The sequence below is a fragment of the Trichormus sp. NMC-1 genome (genome assembly GCF_001858025.1).
In the GTDB taxonomy this organism is placed as follows: domain Bacteria; phylum Cyanobacteriota; class Cyanobacteriia; order Cyanobacteriales; family Nostocaceae; genus Anabaena.
This window is the reverse complement of record NZ_LZQD01000007.1, coordinates 12,504-30,015: the sequence shown is the minus strand read 5'-3', so window position 1 is coordinate 30,015 and position 17,512 is coordinate 12,504. Positions and strand designations below refer to the sequence as shown.

The 17,512-nt window shown below is 39.0% G+C and carries 13 protein-coding genes; 10 read left to right on the top strand and 3 right to left on the bottom strand.

All coding sequences use genetic code 11. From position 1 onward, the window contains the following. Positions 1-158: 158 nt before the first annotated feature. The gene (locus A9Y75_RS19795; RefSeq protein WP_071191260.1) at positions 159-830 is read right to left on the bottom strand and encodes a response regulator transcription factor; all 672 of its coding nucleotides are present in this window, start codon (positions 828-830) and stop codon (positions 159-161) included. Between the two features lie 10 nt (positions 831-840). Beyond that, a complete protein-coding gene (locus tag A9Y75_RS19790; protein WP_071191259.1) occupies positions 841-1,950 on the bottom strand; it encodes a HAMP domain-containing sensor histidine kinase in 1,110 nt (369 codons plus the stop codon). A 315-nt stretch (positions 1,951-2,265) separates the two neighbouring features. Here A9Y75_RS19790 and kdpA point away from each other — a divergent pair, with 315 nt between their 5' ends. The 5 genes from kdpA to A9Y75_RS19765 all read left to right on the top strand — a co-directional run bounded on the left by kdpA (position 2,266) and on the right by A9Y75_RS19765 (position 8,349). Further along, positions 2,266-3,948 (top strand): potassium-transporting ATPase subunit KdpA, encoded by a 1,683-nt coding sequence (kdpA, locus tag A9Y75_RS19785; protein WP_071191258.1) that lies wholly within the window; start codon positions 2,266-2,268, stop codon positions 3,946-3,948. 62 nt (positions 3,949-4,010) lie between these two features. Further along, positions 4,011-6,077, top strand: a complete 2,067-nt coding sequence (gene kdpB, locus A9Y75_RS19780) for a potassium-transporting ATPase subunit KdpB (RefSeq protein ID WP_071191257.1) — start codon at positions 4,011-4,013, stop codon at positions 6,075-6,077. Positions 6,078-6,148: 71 nt separating this feature from the next. After that, on the top strand, positions 6,149-6,370 hold the full coding sequence (gene kdpF, locus A9Y75_RS19775) for a K(+)-transporting ATPase subunit F (RefSeq protein WP_071191256.1): 222 nt from the start codon (positions 6,149-6,151) through the stop codon (positions 6,368-6,370). Between the two features lie 92 nt (positions 6,371-6,462). Next, positions 6,463-7,074 carry a K(+)-transporting ATPase subunit C gene (gene kdpC, locus A9Y75_RS19770; protein WP_071191255.1) on the top strand — a complete coding sequence of 204 codons (612 nt, stop codon included), beginning with the start codon at positions 6,463-6,465 and terminating at the stop codon, positions 7,072-7,074. A gap of 153 nt (positions 7,075-7,227) precedes the next feature. Beyond that, positions 7,228-8,349, top strand: a complete 1,122-nt coding sequence (locus A9Y75_RS19765) for a universal stress protein (protein WP_071191254.1) — start codon at positions 7,228-7,230, stop codon at positions 8,347-8,349. A 212-nt stretch (positions 8,350-8,561) separates the two neighbouring features. Here the strand turns inward: A9Y75_RS19765 and priA are convergent, their stop codons facing one another. Continuing rightward, on the bottom strand, positions 8,562-11,159 hold the full coding sequence (gene priA / locus A9Y75_RS19760) for a primosomal protein N' (RefSeq protein WP_071191253.1): 2,598 nt from the start codon (positions 11,157-11,159) through the stop codon (positions 8,562-8,564). Between the two features lie 746 nt (positions 11,160-11,905). Between priA and A9Y75_RS19755 the strand changes: the two genes are divergently transcribed. The 5 genes from A9Y75_RS19755 (at position 11,906) to A9Y75_RS19735 (ending at position 17,498) form a co-directional block, all read left to right on the top strand. Then, positions 11,906-13,075, top strand: coding sequence for an RpoD/SigA family RNA polymerase sigma factor (locus tag A9Y75_RS19755; protein WP_071191252.1), 1,170 nt, complete (start codon positions 11,906-11,908; stop codon positions 13,073-13,075). Positions 13,076-13,171: 96 nt separating this feature from the next. Further along, entirely contained in the window at positions 13,172-13,666 is a 495-nt protein-coding gene (locus A9Y75_RS19750; protein WP_071191251.1) for a GNAT family N-acetyltransferase, read from the top strand. Between the two features lie 507 nt (positions 13,667-14,173). After that, positions 14,174-14,506, top strand: a complete 333-nt coding sequence (locus A9Y75_RS19745; RefSeq protein WP_071191250.1) for a c-type cytochrome — start codon at positions 14,174-14,176, stop codon at positions 14,504-14,506. 247 nt (positions 14,507-14,753) lie between these two features. After that, positions 14,754-15,671, top strand: coding sequence for a tetratricopeptide repeat protein (locus tag A9Y75_RS19740; RefSeq protein ID WP_071191249.1), 918 nt, complete (start codon positions 14,754-14,756; stop codon positions 15,669-15,671). A gap of 267 nt (positions 15,672-15,938) precedes the next feature. Further along, positions 15,939-17,498, top strand: coding sequence for an energy transducer TonB (locus tag A9Y75_RS19735; protein ID WP_071191248.1), 1,560 nt, complete (start codon positions 15,939-15,941; stop codon positions 17,496-17,498). The last annotated feature ends 14 nt before the right edge of the window (positions 17,499-17,512 follow it).

Below are 17,512 nucleotides of genomic sequence, written 5' to 3'. Positions count from 1 at the left end.
TTAGCTGATGATTATATTCTATATTTTCGAGTTTTGGTGAATATAATTAGTTATGCCAGAGTTATGCCAGGACATATTGGCAGATTAAAGCTGTAAAAGTCTAGTAGCGCAGGGTTGAATTAAAATAATTCGTAAATCGTAATTAAAGACTATTTCAGTTACAAGGGATTAATTAACTGTTTTTGTAAAGCTACAACAACAGCACTTTGACGATTACCGACTCCCAACTTATGCAGGATTGCATGAACATGAACTCTGACAGTACCATCTGTAATGTAAAGAGTTTCAGCTATTTGATGATTGGTTTTGCCGGCGGCTAGAAGTTTGAGAATTTCCTCTTCTCGGTGGGTAAGAGGATTGGAGGCTTTTAAAATGTTTTCTGAACGACTCTGGGATGAATCAAAAGCAAAAGAAGAACGAATTTCTTTAGTTGCAGTTTCATCCCACCAAGATGCTCCAGCAGCTACAGAACGGAGAGCTAAAACCAATTTTTCCGCGATAATTCCTTTGAGACAATAGCCTTGAGCGCCCGCTGCAATTAACCGCGCAATCAGGGATTTTTCAGCATGGGAAGTGAGGATTAAAACTGGCAAATTAGGATATTTTTGTTTAATTTCGTAACAGGCTTCAATTCCCCCAATTCCTGGTAATCCTACATCTAAAAGAACGATATCGAGAGAATGCTGGTTGACTAACTCAATGGCTGTTTCACCATCTTCCGCTTCAGCAATAATCTCCAAACCAGTTTCCTGCTGCAATCGCACACGCAAACCTAAACGGAAAAGTTCATCATCCTCTACGAGGAGGATTTTTATAGGGGTAGAAGACATCTGATATTATTTAAGACTTAAATGGTAAAACGGGGAGCTTGAAAGCAAAAATAGCGCCATTGGGAACTCTGTTTTCTGCCCATATTATACCCTGATGAGCTTCAATAATTTGTCGAGATAAATAAAGTCCTAATCCCGAACCTTTAGCTTGACGTTGGGAAAGCCCACCACTATAGCTATTTCCTTGGTAAAATCTTTCAAATAAGTGGGAAAATTGTTCAGGTTGGATACCTGCACCTGTATCTAAAATCTTCACAACTTGATAGGAAGTTTGAGGTTCTAAAACTATTTCAACATGATCACCGCGTCGAGAATGGTTAATAGCATTAATGATCAAATTGCTAAAAACTCGTTGCAGTTGCAAAGCATCACCATTAACCCAGAGCGATCGCTTCCAATCAGAGTTACCATAGTTTAATGATAGATGAATCCGACGATTTGCCGCTAATTCAATTAAAGTAGCCGTTGCTGTTTCTGCTAGGATACTTAAATCCACAGGAGCTAAATCCAGTTTTAAGCCTTCAATATCATTGCGATAAACATCTAACAAAGTTTCTAATAAATCTAAAGAAGTTTCATGACTGCGTGCCATTGTTGCTAAAACTTTCTGTTGAGTTGGTAAAACAGCACCAAATTTTTCTTGTTGAAAAGCTTTAATAGTTTCAATTGCTCCTAAAAGCGGTGTTTTTAAATCATGGGTAAGTGTGGAAGCAAAATCTTCTCGCAGTCTCACTAATTGCGCTTGAGATTCGAGTTTAGTTTGAGTAAGGGCAATGGCTTTTTGAGATTTTCTTAATCGCTGACTTAAAAATCCGGTGACTATCAAAGCTATTGCGGCAATTACTCGACTAGCAACAGTAGAAGCCCGAATTACTTCACCTCCAGGTATCCAGGCATTTAACATAGTTAGAAAAACAGCAATAAATGTTGCACTTATTGTTGCCATTCCCCCAAACCAAGAATTGACTAATAAAATTGCTCCACTGTAAAGATATCCAAAAACATAGTCTTTTGGGGTGGAATATTCTAAAACTGCTAGAAAGATAAATATAGTCACAATCAGTAATATTTTACTAATGCGTAAATTATTGTTTATTAATTTATTTTTAAAATATGCCATTTACTAAATTACCCTTTCTCGACTTATATAAGTATAGCTCAAGGTTCAGATCCCCGACTTCTTCAAGAAGTCGGGGATCTTGTTGTATCTTGTTTACTAGCGTTTAGATTTTCCCTAAACTTTACTAAACACTGATATATATCTTTAGGTAGACAGATAAATAGAAAAAATAAACAGTTTTTATATCCTTGTATTGCTTGTTTTTATTGCGAAAATCATCAATGATATAAATTCATCCAGACGACGATATGGCTGAATAATTCAAAAATTGGTTTTACTGAATTTGACTGATACTATTAGGAGTTTTTATAATTCATGTTACAAGGTTGGATGCAAATTGCATTGACATTAATTATCGTCATTGCCACTACTCCCTTATTAGGGAAGTATATTGCTCGTGTTTTTCTCAAAGAAAGCACAATGCTTGACTCCGTTTTAAATCCCTTAGAAAGAATAATTTACGCATTAATTGGAGTCCGTCCAGAAGATGAAATGACAGGTTGGCAATATGCCAAAGCGATACTTTATAGTAATCTTGTCATGGCGATTTTGGTATTTATCATTTTGATGACTCAAGGATTTTTACCGTTTAATCCTACAGGATTAAAAGCACCAAATTGGGATTTGGCATTACACACCACCCTCTCTTTTTTAACTAACACAGATCAACAACATTACTCTGGAGAAACAACCTTTAGTTATGCCAGTCAAACCTTTGCTTTAGGTTTTTTAATGTTTACCTCAGCAGCGACAGGTTTAGCAGTGGGGATTGCCTTTATTCGCGGTTTAACTGGGAGAGGATTAGGGAATTTTTACAGTGATTTAACTAAAGCAATTACCAGAATTTTACTACCTATGTCTATTGTGGGGGGATTATTATTAATCATGGCTGGTGTCCCCGAAACCCTTGCAGGAGTAGCCACAGCCACAACATTAGAAGGTGCTACTCAAGCGATTTCTCGCGGACCAGTTGCCCACTTAGAAATTATCAAACAAATTGGTGAAAATGGCGGCGGTTTTTTTGGTGTTAACTCAGCCCACCCCTTGGAAAATCCCAACGGGTTTTCTAATTTATTAGCCACTTGGGCGATGATTTCTATCCCTTCAGCTTTTATTTACACCTATGGAGTATTTGCTAATAATCTCAAACAAGCTTGGTTAGTATTTTGGATGGTATTTATCATCTTTATTTTATTGGTAGTAATAACAGCAATTGGTGAATATCAAGGCAATCCTCTCGTTAATTCTTTGTTAGGATCACAGCAACCCAACTTAGAAGGAAAAGAAGTCAGATTTGGTTGGGTGCAAACAGCACTTTGGGCAGTTATGACAACAGCAACAATGTGTGGTGCTGTCAACGGAATGCACGATTCCTTAATGCCACCTGGTGGATTTTCCACACTCTCAAATCTCTTTTTACAAATTATTTGGGGAGGACAGGGAACCGGCACAGCATATTTATTTATCTACTTGATTTTGGCAGTATTTTTAACTGGTTTAATGGTAGGAAGAACACCAGAATTTTTAGGACGCAAAATTGAGAAACAAGAAATAGTTCTTTCCAGCGTAGTTTTATTAGTTCATCCTTTCGCAGTTTTGATTCCTTGGGCAATAGTTTTTGCCTTTCCTGATGTGCTTTCAGGTATTAGTAACCCTGGCTTTCATGGAGTTTCTCAAGTAGTTTATGAATACGCTTCTGCGGCTGCAAATAACGGTTCTGGTTTTGAAGGATTGGGAGATAATACCCTGTGGTGGAATCTTAGTACCAGCGTCAGCATTTTAGCCGGTCGTTACATTCCCATCACCGCTTTACTATTACTAGCAGATGGTATTTCTAGAAAACAACTAGTTCCCATGACTTCCGGTACTCTCAGAACTGATACTCGTTTGTTTACTGGAGTTACAGGAGGAGTAATTTTAATTTTGGGGGCGCTAACTTTCTTTCCCGTATTAGTTTTAGGTCCCATTGCTGAATGGTTTTTACTTGCTAAATCATAGCCCCCTCCTCGCTTGCGGGGAGGGGGTTGGGGGGTGGGGTCTTTCTTTATAACTAAATTTTCATGAAAACTACAAAAACTCGACAAGAACGTAAACATACTCCCAAGGTTATAAAGACTGGAATTTATTCTAGAGCTTTTAAGCAAGCGTTTGTTAAATTAGACCCACGCAATATGCTAAAAAATCCCGTGATGTTTTTGGTGTGGGTGGGGACGATTATTACGGCTTTAGTAACTATTGAACCGAATCTTTTTGGGGTTATTCCTGGTAATAACCCTCGACTTTTTAATGGTCTAATTACGATAATTTTGTTCTTCACTCTTGTTTTTGCGAATTTTGCTGAAGCGGTTGCTGAAGGAAGAGGAAAAGCGCAAGCTGATTCATTACGGGCGACAAAATCCGATGTCACAGCCCGAAAACTTCTCCCTGACGGTTCTATTCAAGAAGTTAATTCTACTACTTTGCGTCGTGGTGACCAAATTAAAGTTATCGCTGGTGATGTTATTCCCGCAGACGGAGAAGTAATTGCTGGAGTGGCCGCTGTAGATGAATCTGCTATTACTGGAGAATCTGCACCCGTTTTAAAACAACCAGGAACTGATATTGCTAGTTCTGTAACTGGAGGAACGCGCATTAATTCGGATGAATTAACAATTAGAGTAACATCAGATCCAGGTCAAGGTTTTATTGACAGAATGATTGCTTTAGTTGAGGGTGCTTCTCGCACTAAAACCCCCAACGAAATTGCTTTAACTGTACTTTTGGCAGTGCTAACTCAAGTTTTTTTAGTGGTAATTGCTACTATACCTACAGTGTCAGTTTATGTTAAATCGCCTGTAAGTATTGCGGTATTAATTGCCTTATTAGTAGCATTAATTCCCACCACAATTGGCGGATTATTAAGTGCAATTGGCATTGCCGGGATGGATAGAGTCTCTCAATTTAACGTCATAGCCACATCTGGAAGGGCTGTAGAAGCCTGTGGAGATATTAACACTTTAGTTTTAGATAAAACGGGAACAATTACTTTAGGAAACCGCATGGCAGAGGAATTTATTCCTGTTAAAGGTCATTCCCTCAATGAAGTTGCCCAAATTTCCTTAGTATCGAGTATTTTTGATGAAACTCCCGAAGGAAAATCAATTGTTAAATTAGCCGAATCATTAGGCGCAAAATTAGATTTTAATCCCCAAATTGCCGAGGGAATTGAATTTTCAGCAAAGACGCGAATGAGTGGAATTGATTTACCAAATGGTGTAGAAATTCGCAAAGGTGCTGTAGATGCAATTAAAGGATTTGTGCGTTCTCGCAATGGACAATTAACGCCAGAACTTGATACAGCTTACGAGCGAGTTTCTAAATTAGGAGGAACACCATTAGCAATTTGTCAAAATGATGATATTTACGGTGTAATTTATCTCAAAGATATTATTAAACCTGGGATTAAAGAACGTTTTGATCAAATGCGAAGAATGGGAATTAAAACTGTAATGTTAACAGGAGATAACCGTCTCACTGCTTCGGTAATTGCCGAAGAAGCTGGTGTAGATGACTTTATTGCGGAAGCAACACCAGAGGATAAAATTGAAGTAATTCGTAGCGAACAAGCTCAAGGAAAATTAGTCGCTATGACTGGAGATGGTACTAATGATGCACCAGCTTTAGCTCAAGCAAATGTGGGTGTGGCAATGAATTCTGGTACACAAGCAGCGAAAGAAGCTGCAAATATGGTTGACTTAGATTCAGACCCTACCAAATTAATTGATATCGTCACTATTGGCAAACAATTACTAATTACTCGTGGGGCTTTAACAACTTTCTCAATTGCTAATGATGTCGCTAAATACTTTGCAATTATTCCGGCAATTTTCCCAGGTATTGGTGTTAGCGGTTTAAATATCATGGGTTTAGTAAGTACCCAATCTGCGGTTTTATCAGCATTAATTTACAACGCATTAATTATTCCCGCCTTGATTCCCTTAGCATTAACTGGTGTGAAATTTCGTCCTCTCACCGCTGACCAACTTCTGCAAAGAAATATCTTTATTTACGGATTAGGTGGCGTGATTGCTCCTTTTATTGCTATCAAAATCATTGACATTTTCATTGCATCTGTAGGACTAGCCTAATCAAAACTCCGCGTACCTCTGCGCTAACCTTCGCGTACCTCTGCGTTTAAACTCCTTCACCCTCTTAAATTATGAACCAACTATCAGAACTCATCAACTATAAACGCAATCGCGTTCCTCTGAGTCTGTTTTTACTGCTTTGCTTTAACTTATTACTAGCACCAGCAGTACAAGCAGCCACACCAGTAACAGAATCGCGTTTTTCAGCTTACACAATTACTTTGTTGGGACTTGTTACTCTGTGTCTTTGTGTTTATTTATTTGTTGTGATTTTTCAACCTGAGAGGTTTTAATTACTAATTTGTAATTCGTAGGTTGGGTTAAGCAACAGCGCAACCCAACAAAAACTTTAACTTTAATATTTTTTAACTAGGGAGATTTGAAAATGAGTCAGAGACACCAAGTTAGTAAAGCGATTCGTTCGACTTTGGTTTTATGGGTGATAACGGCTTTTATCTATCCTTTATTTATGTTGATTTCGGGACAAGTTGCTTTTTCTTATCAAGCTAATGGTAGTTTAATTACAAATTCTCAAGGTGTGATTATTGGTTCAGCTTTAATCGGTCAACCTTTTACAAGTGAAAAGTATTTTTGGAGTCGTCCTAGCACTACTAATTACAGCACAGCAGACCCAAAAAAGGATGAAGCTGGTGTTTTGAAAACTGGTGTATCTGGTGCTAGTAATTTAGCTCCCAGTAATCCAGTTTTGTTAGAACGCATTAATGGGAATGATGGTGAAATTAATCGTTTAAAAAAAGCGGGTATTCAACCTACGGCTGATTTAGTCTATACTTCTGGTTCTAGTCTTGATCCTCACATTACTCCTGAAGGTGCAAAGGCGCAAGTTGCACGAGTAGCCAAAGCGCGAGGAGTTGATTCTAAGCAACTGGAAACTTTAATTGATCAAAATACTGATGGTCGCTTTTTGGGTATATTTGGTGAACCTGGTGTGAATGTTTTGAAGCTAAATCTCGCAGTGGATAAAATTAGCAAATAAGTAACTAGACGAAAATAAATTAAAGTAGATTAAGTAATGTAAAAAATCTGGAAATAATTTTGTAGTGAGGCCTTCAGCCCTCAAATAAGGACTAAAGTCCTGACTACAAACCTTGAATTATTCAGGCCGTTCTACTTAAGTAGGAATTTGTTCATGTTTAATCCCAATAACCTATCCCCCGACAATTCTTATATTCGCACAGCCAAACGGGGAAAGCATAAGATATTCATTGGTATGGCTCCCGGTGTGGGTAAAACTTACAAAATGCTGGAAGAAGCACACCAACTTAAACAAGAAGGGATTGATGTTGTAATTGGCGTTTTAGAAACTCATGGACGCAAAGATACGGCTACAAAAGCTATAGGATTGGAGGTAATTCCTAAAAAAACCATTATTCACAAGAATATCAACCTTCAAGAAATGGATACAGAGGCAATTTTAAATCGTTCTCCTCAACTGGTTTTAGTTGATGAATTGGCTCATACAAATATACCTTGTTCACTGAGAGAAAAACGTTATCAAGATGTAGAATTAATTTTAGCAGCCGGTATTGATGTTTACTCTACTGTTAATATTCAACATTTGGAAAGTTTGAATGATTTGGTAGCAAGAATTACGGGTGTTGTGGTGCGAGAACGCATTCCCGATATTCTCTTAGATGAAGCTGATGCTGTTGTTGTGATTGATGTCACTCCAGAAACTTTAGAAGAGCGTTTGCGGGAAGGTAAAATTTATGCTAATGATAAAATTGAGCAATCTTTAGAAAACTTTTTTCAGCGGCGTAATTTAATTGCTTTGCGGGAATTGGCATTAAGAGAAGTAGCTGATACTGTTGAAGAAGAAGCAAATACTTCTATCTCTACTGGACACAGTTGTAATATCCACGAACGAGTTTTAGTATGTGTATCTACTTATCCAAATTCTATTCAATTATTGCGTCGTGGGGCGCGGATTGCTAGTTATATGAATGCTAGGTTGTATACTGTATTCATTGCAGATCCTGAACGTTTTCTCACCAAAAAAGAAAGTTTACATATTCATACTTGTGAGAAACTATGCCAAGAATTTGGTGGTGAATTTATCCACGTTAAAAGTAATAATGTTCCTCAAGCAATTGCCCAAGTTGCTGCAACTCATCATATCACCCAAATAGTCATCGGTGAAAGTCAGCAACCTCGATGGAAAAGATTTTTTAAAGGTTCTTTTACGCAACGATTGATGGAGTTAATCAGAGAGCAAAAAATAGATTTACATATTATCGCTACTGATAAATAATTTTGTTTCGCGCATAGACACCAACTGAGGACGACTTCTCGTATGGTAATGCACCGAAAATCTCAGATGGTGCGTTAGCCTCCGGCATAACACACCCTACCAGATGCTTAACTAATCAATTAGACATCTCCGAGAATTAAATCTGCGTGACTTGAAACCCTTGTAGAGACGTTCCATGGAACGTCTCTACAATCTTTTTCACCAGATGTCTATTACATAATATTAATGGGATCTACGTCAATTGTTAAGCTAACTGAGGAAGGACAAAGCGCCCTGATTTCTTGCCAATCTGGTAAATGAGGTAATGCGTCAGCAGTAAATTTCAGTAATATTTGCCAGCGATAACGATTAGCTACTCGTAAAATATTAGCTGGTGCTGGCCCCAATATTTCAAATCCTTCTGTATCACTGAAATTGGTAGCAATGATTTGGGCTGTATTTTGGACTTGAATGGGATCAAGACTACTCAAACGCAATAAAATTAATCTGCCATAAGGAGGATAATTAAGTGCTTGTCTTTGCTCTAATTCTGCATCAGAAAAAGATTGATAATCATGACTTTTAACTGCTTCAATTACTGGATGTTCTGGGGTGTATGTTTGCACGATTACCCTTCCTGGATCTTCTCCTCTTCCCGCACGTCCTGCAACTTGGGTTAAGGTTTGAAATGTGCGTTCATTGGCGCGATAGTCTGATAAATGCAATAATCCATCAGCAGCAACAACACCTACTAACGTAACTTGGGGTAAGTCTAAACCTTTGGTGAGCATTTGTGTTCCCACTAATAAATCTGCTTCACCGTTCGCAAATTGGGTGAGTAAGTTACGATGTGAACCTTTGTTGCGGGTGGTGTCGCTATCAAAGCGAATTAATTTAAGAGCAGGAAATTGGCGGTTTAATTCCTGTGCTACTCGCTGAGTTCCGCTTCCAAAGAACTTTAAATAGGGAGAACTGCATTCTGGACAATGTGGGGGATGCGATCGCCCATAATTACAATAATGACACCTTAATAATTGCGGCGCACCCTCTTCTACATGATGATACGCCAGAGAAACATCACAATGTGGACATTCCAGCACATAACCACAACTGCGACAAGAAACAAATGTGCTATGTCCCCGACGATGAATAAATAAAATTCCCTGTTGTTTCCTTTCCTGTAGCTGTTCTAAAGCTTCTTGTAAAGACCTACTAAAAATAGACCGATTTCCCTCCTGTAACTCTCGACGCATATCCACAATTTCCACAGGTGGTAACGGACGAGAATTAATCCGTTCAGGAAGTGATAAATAATAAAGAACTGATTTCTGAATACTCATCTCTTGTCCCCCCTCCTCCCTTGCGGGGATAGAGGTTGAAATATCCTGTCCCCCCTCCTCGCTTGCGGGGAGGGGGCTAGGGGGTGGGGTTCCTCCCACACTCACCCAACTTTCCAAAGAAGGAGTCGCGGAACCCAAAATTAACGGACAATCTTCTAATTCAGCCCGCCATTGTGCGACGGTGCGGGCGTGGTAGGTGGGAATGGGGGAATCTTGTTTAAAGCTGCTGTCGTGTTCTTCATCTAAAATAATTAAACCCAAGTTGGGTAAAGGGGCGAAAATGGCGCTGCGAGTCCCAATTACTACTTGAGGTTCTCCCGTGAACATTTGTCGCCAAGTGTCGTAGCGTTCACCGTCAGAGAGGGCGCTGTGATAAACCTGAACTCGGTTTCCAAATCGGGCGCGAAAACGATCTGTGAGTTGGGGAGTGAGTCCGATTTCGGGAACTAATACCAAAGCGGATTTACCTTGGTTCAACAGAGGTGCGATCGCTTGTAAATATACTTCTGTTTTCCCTGAACCTGTTACCCCGTGCAACAATACTTGAGCAAATCCATTTAAAGATTGTATTAATTCTAGGGCGCTAGTTTGAGCATCTGTTAAAGATTTTGCTTGATCCCCAGCCATGAGGGGACTTTGTTCTCTGCGTAATATTTCTCGTTCTTCAATTACTATATAGCTCTTTTCTACCAAAGCTTTGAGGATAGAAGTACTGGCGCTACAAATTTGTAATAATTCACTTTGCCATAATTCTCCACCTTGTCGTCGTAGCACTTCCACAATTTCTCTTTGACGGGGGGTTAAATCTCGGTCATTATTTTCTATCAGTGTTACCGCTTTTTGCAGTTTGGGTTGATTTTGTCGTGGCGGTTCTAGGTAGTTTTCTGCTAATCCCAAGCGGATTAATTCACGAGTTCCCCGATAGGAAGATTTAACTTTTTGTTGAATATAGTAATAACTGTAGTCACCTGTAGGAGTTTTTTGTAATAGTGCTAAAACTTGTTGCGCTGTAGGTGACATGAAAACAGAAGTATTGTTAGAGACATCTTGATCTTTTCCTAAAGATGTCAGACGCAAACGACGTTGCGATCGCCCTAATAATCCTGGTGGTAGAGCCACCCGAATTACTTGAATTAGAGGCGTATAGTAATAAGCGGCGATGCGATTGAGTAATTCCCAATAGGTGCTAGGGAAAAATCTTTTGCTGACTACATCTTCTACTTCCCGAATTTTGTCTGCTGGTAGATCAACATTAGGCTGTGTCAGTAAGCGAATTGCGAGCGCTCCTACCTGTTGTGTTCCAAAGGGAACAGTTAAAATGTCCCCTGGTTTTATTTCTAACTGGGGTGGTATTTTGTATGTATATAGGTCTGAGCTTCCTGGACAATCTACGAGTACTTCAATCCATCGATAAACAGTTGTTTTTGACTGGTATAACTCCCCAGGTTCCGCCACAGCTACAGAAGATAATTTTACGCTCTGAATATACATGATTACCGACTTTTTCAACCAATATTTACTTACATACCCTGATCAAATTAACCAGGCTTACTTAACTTTAACTTGTTGGATTACTACAAGCAAACGGTATTTCGCAATACTTTTATTACCAATCATACTTGATAAGTTTTAACTGATGTAATCTACTAGACAATTTAATTTCCACAGTACGTGCAATAAATATTTAATGCTAACTACACAAATGACATCCTCTTAGATATTAAAGAATCAATTGCTTAAGTACGAAATAGGGAATATTATTTTTTCCGCCCATTGATAGATATTCAATATTTCAGCTATATGAGATGCTTTTATACAATTAATATTTTCCGGATTTTCATTCAGCATTTTCGTAATTTGTATCATTTACTAACCGTCCACTTCCATCGCCTAAACCCACTAAAAATATAGGAAAATACATGAAAATTTAAGACCTAGGGATCTTTAGATGGAATTTTTATATTTGTTAAGGTTGAGAATGTTTGAGGGGGGTTTGACATATTTGGTGATTAATAAAAAAATGAGGAATATGTCTGCTGGTACTCTGAGAAGATGGTATTTTGGGTGCAAAGCCCATATAGGTTGTATCTAAACATAACCGAAAAACATGACAAACAGGTACAGATTTTCGTTCCAAATCAGGAATTTTTGAGAAGATTGTATTTGTCTAGGTAAATGAATGTATTTATCTCTTCAGAAAAACTACCAATCCTCAAACGAGCATCTGTCACTAATTTATGTACCAAACAAAGCAACAATCCCTAAAGGAAACTATGAATCTTGCTGAATTGGGAACAATGGAAATACTGGAGAACGCGGCTGATCATGAAGAACCATCACTTGATAGTTTAGAGGCAGTGGTATTTGAAGACTCTTTAATTGTAGAAAATTTGGAGTCAGATGAACGGGATGGCGATGAGATGGCAGCCGCTCGTCCTTCGGGATACAATAAAACCGAACATGATGATGCTGTAGGCGCGTTTTTTAAAGAAATGGCGCGTTATCCTCTCTTAAAACCTGATGAAGAAGTAGAGTTAGCTCGTCGAGTCAGGTTTTTAGAAGAAGTAAAAGACTTACAAGCTGCTTTGGAATTAGAACAGGGACAGCAACCGAGCAAAAGCGAAGTAGCCGCCAAGTTTGACATGACAGAGAAACAACTGGAAAGTCGCTTGTATCAAGGAAGAGTAGCGAAGCGGAAAATGATTCGCTCGAATCTGAGGTTGGTGGTATCTATCGCCAAGCGTTATCTCAACCGGGGAGTTCCTTTTCTAGATTTGATTCAGGAAGGCGCAATGGGGTTAAATCGCGCCGCAGAGAAGTTTGACCCTGATAAAGGCTATAAGTTCTCTACTTATGCTTATTGGTGGATTAGACAGGCGATTACACGAGCGATCGCTAATGATGCGCGAACCATCCGTCTACCAATCCATATTGTTGAAAAACTTAACAAACTTAAAAAAGCCCAAAGAGAACTTAAACAAAAACTTGCTCGCAACCCCTCGGAAGCGGAAATGGCCGCAGCTTTGGAAATTAGCGTTCAACAACTGCGTCAACTCCAACAACTACGCCGTCAAGCATTATCTCTCAATCACCGCGTCGGTAAGGAAGAAGACACGGAATTAATGGACTTGCTGGAAGATGAAGATAACCAATCTCCAGAAGCCAAAATGAATGAAAACATGATGCGTCAGGAGATTTGGGAAGTCTTAGGTGATGTCCTCACCCCACGGGAGAAAGACGTAATTTCTCTGCGCTATGGACTGACAACCAGCGAACCCTGCACTTTGGAAGAAGTGGGAAATATGTTCAACCTCTCCCGTGAACGAGTCCGCCAAATTCAAAGTAAAGCCATGCGAAAATTACGCCGTCCCCACATTGCTAAACGTTTAAAAGGTTGGTTAATATGAGTCATTAGTCATTAGTCATTGGTCATTAGTCATTAGTTAAGAAAATTTACGCACTTAACTATAAACTATGGACTATAGAGTATGAACTAAAGACTAATGACTTCTCATAGCAATTTAATTGTCAGGTTTGCTGAACCCAGTGATTGCACTACACTGTTTGCATTAATTCAGGCGCTTGCAGAATACGAAAAATTATCTCATGCTGTCACTGGCAATGCTCTATTACTGAAGGAGCATTTATTTGGCTCACCAAAATATATAGAGGCAATTTTAGTGGAATCTGCGGGTCAAGCTGTGGGATTTGCCCTATTCTTTCACAATTATTCTACATTTCTGACTAAGCCAGGAATTTATCTAGAAGATTTATTTGTTTTACCAGAATTTCGCCGCCAAGGTATTGGTAAAGCACTTCTAGCTAAATTAGCCAAAATAGCTATAGAACGGGATTGTGGGCGCTTAGAATGGAGTGTTTTGGATTGGAATGTCTCAGCACAAGCATTTTACCGCAGCATGGGAGCAGATATTTTAGATGATTGGCGAATTTGTCGCGTTACTGAAGAGGCAATAAAAAATTTAGCAGATAAAGGATGAAGTTTTTAGAATAAAGGATAAAGTTTAAAGTTTTTGATCCACTTTTCCTTTTATTCTTCATTATTAATTTATTCTTGCTAATCTTAAATTTCCATTTATAGCAGGAGTAGGGGCGTATTGCAATACGCCCGTACAGGAGTCAGGAGTAAAACCCTCTTTTAGTGGGAGTTTCATTATCAATTGATGTCCTAACCACCCTGTCCACGGCTATATATAAATTTTATATAAATTTACATTTTTCATCCATCCTCAAATTAGTAGCGCAGGACGGAAATTAAAAATTGAAAAATTAAAATTTAAACATTAAAACACTTGTTTGATCAGCTTTTCGCCTATTTTAAATAGTAGGTGGATTTCCACCGCAGTTTACTTCTAACTCAGTCAATCTTGAACCCTTAATTGTCAGAGCCAAGTTTGACAGCCTGTCGTTTGACACAAGCAACTGCTCAACTCACAATTATGGAGGAGATTTGACAGAATTAGCCGTTGTTGTAGAGAGAACACGAGATGAAAAAGATAATTTCAGTATTACTGTTAGGCATAGCTATCTTCACCTTTGCCTTCAGTAGTCCAGCTTTGGCAGATGCTGCTGCGGGAAAAGCAGTATTTAGTGCTAACTGTGCTTCTTGTCACGCAGGTGGCAAGAATTTGGTTAACGCTGCTAAAAGCCTCAAGAAGGCGGATTTGGTAAAGTACAATATGTACTCAGCAGAGGCAATTATTGCCCAAGTTAGCAAGGGTAAAGGTGCTATGCCTGCTTTCACCGGTCGTTTAAAACCATCCCAGGCTGAAGATGTAGCAGCTTACGTACTGGAACAAGCAGATAAAGATTGGAAGTAATCCCATATCTAAGGTGATTAACTAATCACATATCTTGCACCAAGCCCTAACGAATAGAATTCGTGGCTACACAAACTAAGTCCGCCTGCGCGGACTCACGGAAAATCAGTGGTTTCAAACCCGCGTAGGCGGGTTTTGTCTGTCTAGCCGCGACTTCCAGTCGCCAGGTGCAAGATGTGAGTAATAATTGGCGGGGCTTTTTGTCCCGCAAATTTTTGTAATTCTGAAATTATCAAAGGAGATGTGTATGACTTATTTCTGGCGATTAATTTTCAGTATGATTATAGCTTTTTCTCTAGCTTTTTTAGCCCCAAGTGCAAATTCATCACTTCTTGCTAACACCCAAATTTCAGCCCGTGATTTTTTTAAATTGGGTGTAAACCAAATGCAGCAAGGTAATTACCAATCAGCAATTGAGAATTTGACTTTGGCGATTCAAATGCAGAGTGACTTGAGTGCAGCTTATAGCGATCGCTGTTTGGCTTATCTACAGCTACAAGATTACCATGCGGCCATCGCAGATTGTACCCAAGCGCTGAGTTTAGCACCTGATAGCTCTCAAGCTTATCTCAACCGGGGACTAGCACACTACAGACAAGGGAATTATCCTAATGCTATTGCTGATTACAATCAAGTAATTGCGCTAACACCGGCTAATTTTCGCGCTCACTACAACCGAGGGATAGCTTTGGCTGAAGAAGGTAATTACTCCCAAGCGATAATTGATTATAACCTGGCATTAACTCAAATTTCCCCCACTAACACACTACTGTTAGCAGATATATACAATGACAGAGGTTTAGCTTATTTAGAATTGCAAAATCTAGCAGCGGCTATGAAGGATTTTAATTTAGCAATTCATTTCAACGCTGATGATGACAGAGCATATTTTAACCGAGCTTGTGCCTGTGAGCGTAGCGGTGATATCCTGGGAGCAATGCATGACTTTTCCCAAGTTATCAGGCTGAACCCCAGTAATGTACTAGCTTACGTTAATCGGGGAGTAGCCAACTATAACTTAGGGTACTACCAAAGAGCGATCGCTGATTTACAACAAGCATCAGCATACTTTGGAAAGCAAGGACAGAAACTTGCCCAAGCAAAAATCTTAAATTTGCTGAAAACTGTTCAACAAGAAATCTCATCAGTTATAGAAATTGCTTAACTCTCATAAGTGGTCGTGCAAAATAAATTGCATATTTAGGGGAGGAAACAGATTTCTTCACAAATAAAACTGGATTTTCCGGTAAAATTCCTCGGAAATTTCAGCTAATTTCATATAACCATTTTTAATGATTTAGATATAATTAAAAATATTTATTTGGGAAATAAAATTGCAAAAAATCATACATTTTTATTAATTAATAAAATCAAATTTTGTTGTATCCTAATGAAGTAAATAATAACAAATTATCATAACTAGTAATAAAATATGGGCTTTTCCAACATTGCTATAGAACAAAGAGAAAAAGAAGCTGAAGCTCTGAAGACTTTTCTCATCTACAGTCTCATTGGTTCATTAGCATTACATCTGGGGGTACTAGCTTTATGTATAAGCAAATTTTTACTGAGAGTACCTGAAGTTAAAGATCAACCTATTGAAGTGACAATTCTCGAAACCATCCCCCAGGAAATAGCCAAACCACAAGCAGATCAAAATTCTCCAGTCAATATAAACTCTGGTGGAGGTGGTAACGACGTGAAAAATTTGATCCCAGCAGCAACTTCTATCAGCGCCATAACTCCGGCTTTTTTACCTGTAGCCAAACAGCACCAACCGAAAACCACTAATAACTTTATCGCCAAACAACCCCAAGCGCCAACTATTCCTGAACCTGCGACAACACAACCCCCGGTAGAAACTAAACCAATACAGAGGTTAGATGAAAACTCAAACACCCCAGCATCTAATCAACCTCAACCAGATGCGACTGTGACAAACGACTCAAAAACCCAAAATATCCAATCATCAAACTTAGAAATTCAACCAAATTCTAGTTCCAAAAATATCTCAACTACCTCCACTTCTTCCACACAAGCGTCACAGAATGTAGTTTCAACAAGTGGAAATCTTGTCGGTAATTTAGGTAATCGATTGAGAAATAGTTTGGGTAAAGGTTCTGGTAATGGTATTGGTAACGGTTTCGGTAATGGCGTTGGTAACGGTTCTGGTAATGGCGTTGGTAACGGGGTTGGAAATAAACCAAAAACAGAAGATACAACAGTAGCTACAGCACCGAAACCTCCTATAGAAAATAGTTCTAAATTGAATCGCGCAGATTGTCTACAGTGTCAAATCAGATATCCAGATAGAGCCAGACGGCGAGGCGTAGAAGGAAATCCAGAAGTTGCTATTGATACTGATAATAAAGGTAATGTCACGCGGGTACGGTTAATCCGTTCCAGTGGTGATAGCGAACTAGATCAAGCTGCTCAACAAGCAGCACAAGAGTGGAAATTAACACCTACAGAAGCAGGAAGACAAGGAGTAAGAGCCTCAGTTAATTTTGCTATTAAAGGATCACAGCGTCATCGCCAACTTCAAGAACGTCAAATAGAAAAACAAAGAGAAGCCGCCCAGAAAAAACCTGAAAAAGAAGCTTCTACTTCTACTTTCAGAGAATCACCTCAACACAATCAACGGAAAACAACTCCTATTATTACCGATATTTCCCCCGAAAATACAACTAGACGTAGACAAGAATCTCCACCTTCTGAGAGTAAACCAGTCTCATCTCCTCGTCAGCGTGTAGAACCTGAAAAACCTAAGCCAATAGAAGAATCTACACCCCGTCGTCGTTCACCACAATCCGTAAAATCTGATGAAGGTAGAGCCGAAAGAGTTCAAAAAAGCCGGAGACGGTTAGAAGAAATCCTCCGTCGTCGTCAAAAATCCTCTGACTCACCAGCACCAGCAGAAGCACCCACACCACCAAAACCTGCGACTACATCACCTACTGAGTCTAATAGTGATTCAGAAATTAGTAATTAGTCATCATTAAAGAT

Excerpts from the sequence above, each read along its gene's own strand:
- A9Y75_RS19745 (WP_071191250.1), top strand. The coding sequence starts at position 14,174 with ATGAAAAAGATAATTTCAGTATTACTGTTAGGCATAGCTATCTTCACC.
- priA (WP_071191253.1), bottom strand. The coding sequence starts at position 11,159 with ATGTATATTCAGAGCGTAAAATTATCTTCTGTAGCTGTGGCGGAACCT.
- A9Y75_RS19750 (WP_071191251.1), top strand. The coding sequence starts at position 13,172 with ATGACTTCTCATAGCAATTTAATTGTCAGGTTTGCTGAACCCAGTGAT.
- A9Y75_RS19735 (WP_071191248.1), top strand. The coding sequence starts at position 15,939 with ATGGGCTTTTCCAACATTGCTATAGAACAAAGAGAAAAAGAAGCTGAA.
- A9Y75_RS19740 (WP_071191249.1), top strand. The coding sequence starts at position 14,754 with ATGACTTATTTCTGGCGATTAATTTTCAGTATGATTATAGCTTTTTCT.
- kdpF (WP_071191256.1), top strand. The coding sequence starts at position 6,149 with ATGAACCAACTATCAGAACTCATCAACTATAAACGCAATCGCGTTCCT.
- A9Y75_RS19790 (WP_071191259.1), bottom strand. The coding sequence starts at position 1,950 with ATGGCATATTTTAAAAATAAATTAATAAACAATAATTTACGCATTAGT.
- A9Y75_RS19765 (WP_071191254.1), top strand. The coding sequence starts at position 7,228 with ATGTTTAATCCCAATAACCTATCCCCCGACAATTCTTATATTCGCACA.
- A9Y75_RS19755 (WP_071191252.1), top strand. The coding sequence starts at position 11,906 with ATGTACCAAACAAAGCAACAATCCCTAAAGGAAACTATGAATCTTGCT.
- kdpA (WP_071191258.1), top strand. The coding sequence starts at position 2,266 with ATGTTACAAGGTTGGATGCAAATTGCATTGACATTAATTATCGTCATT.
- kdpB (WP_071191257.1), top strand. The coding sequence starts at position 4,011 with ATGAAAACTACAAAAACTCGACAAGAACGTAAACATACTCCCAAGGTT.
- A9Y75_RS19795 (WP_071191260.1), bottom strand. The coding sequence starts at position 830 with ATGTCTTCTACCCCTATAAAAATCCTCCTCGTAGAGGATGATGAACTT.
- kdpC (WP_071191255.1), top strand. The coding sequence starts at position 6,463 with ATGAGTCAGAGACACCAAGTTAGTAAAGCGATTCGTTCGACTTTGGTT.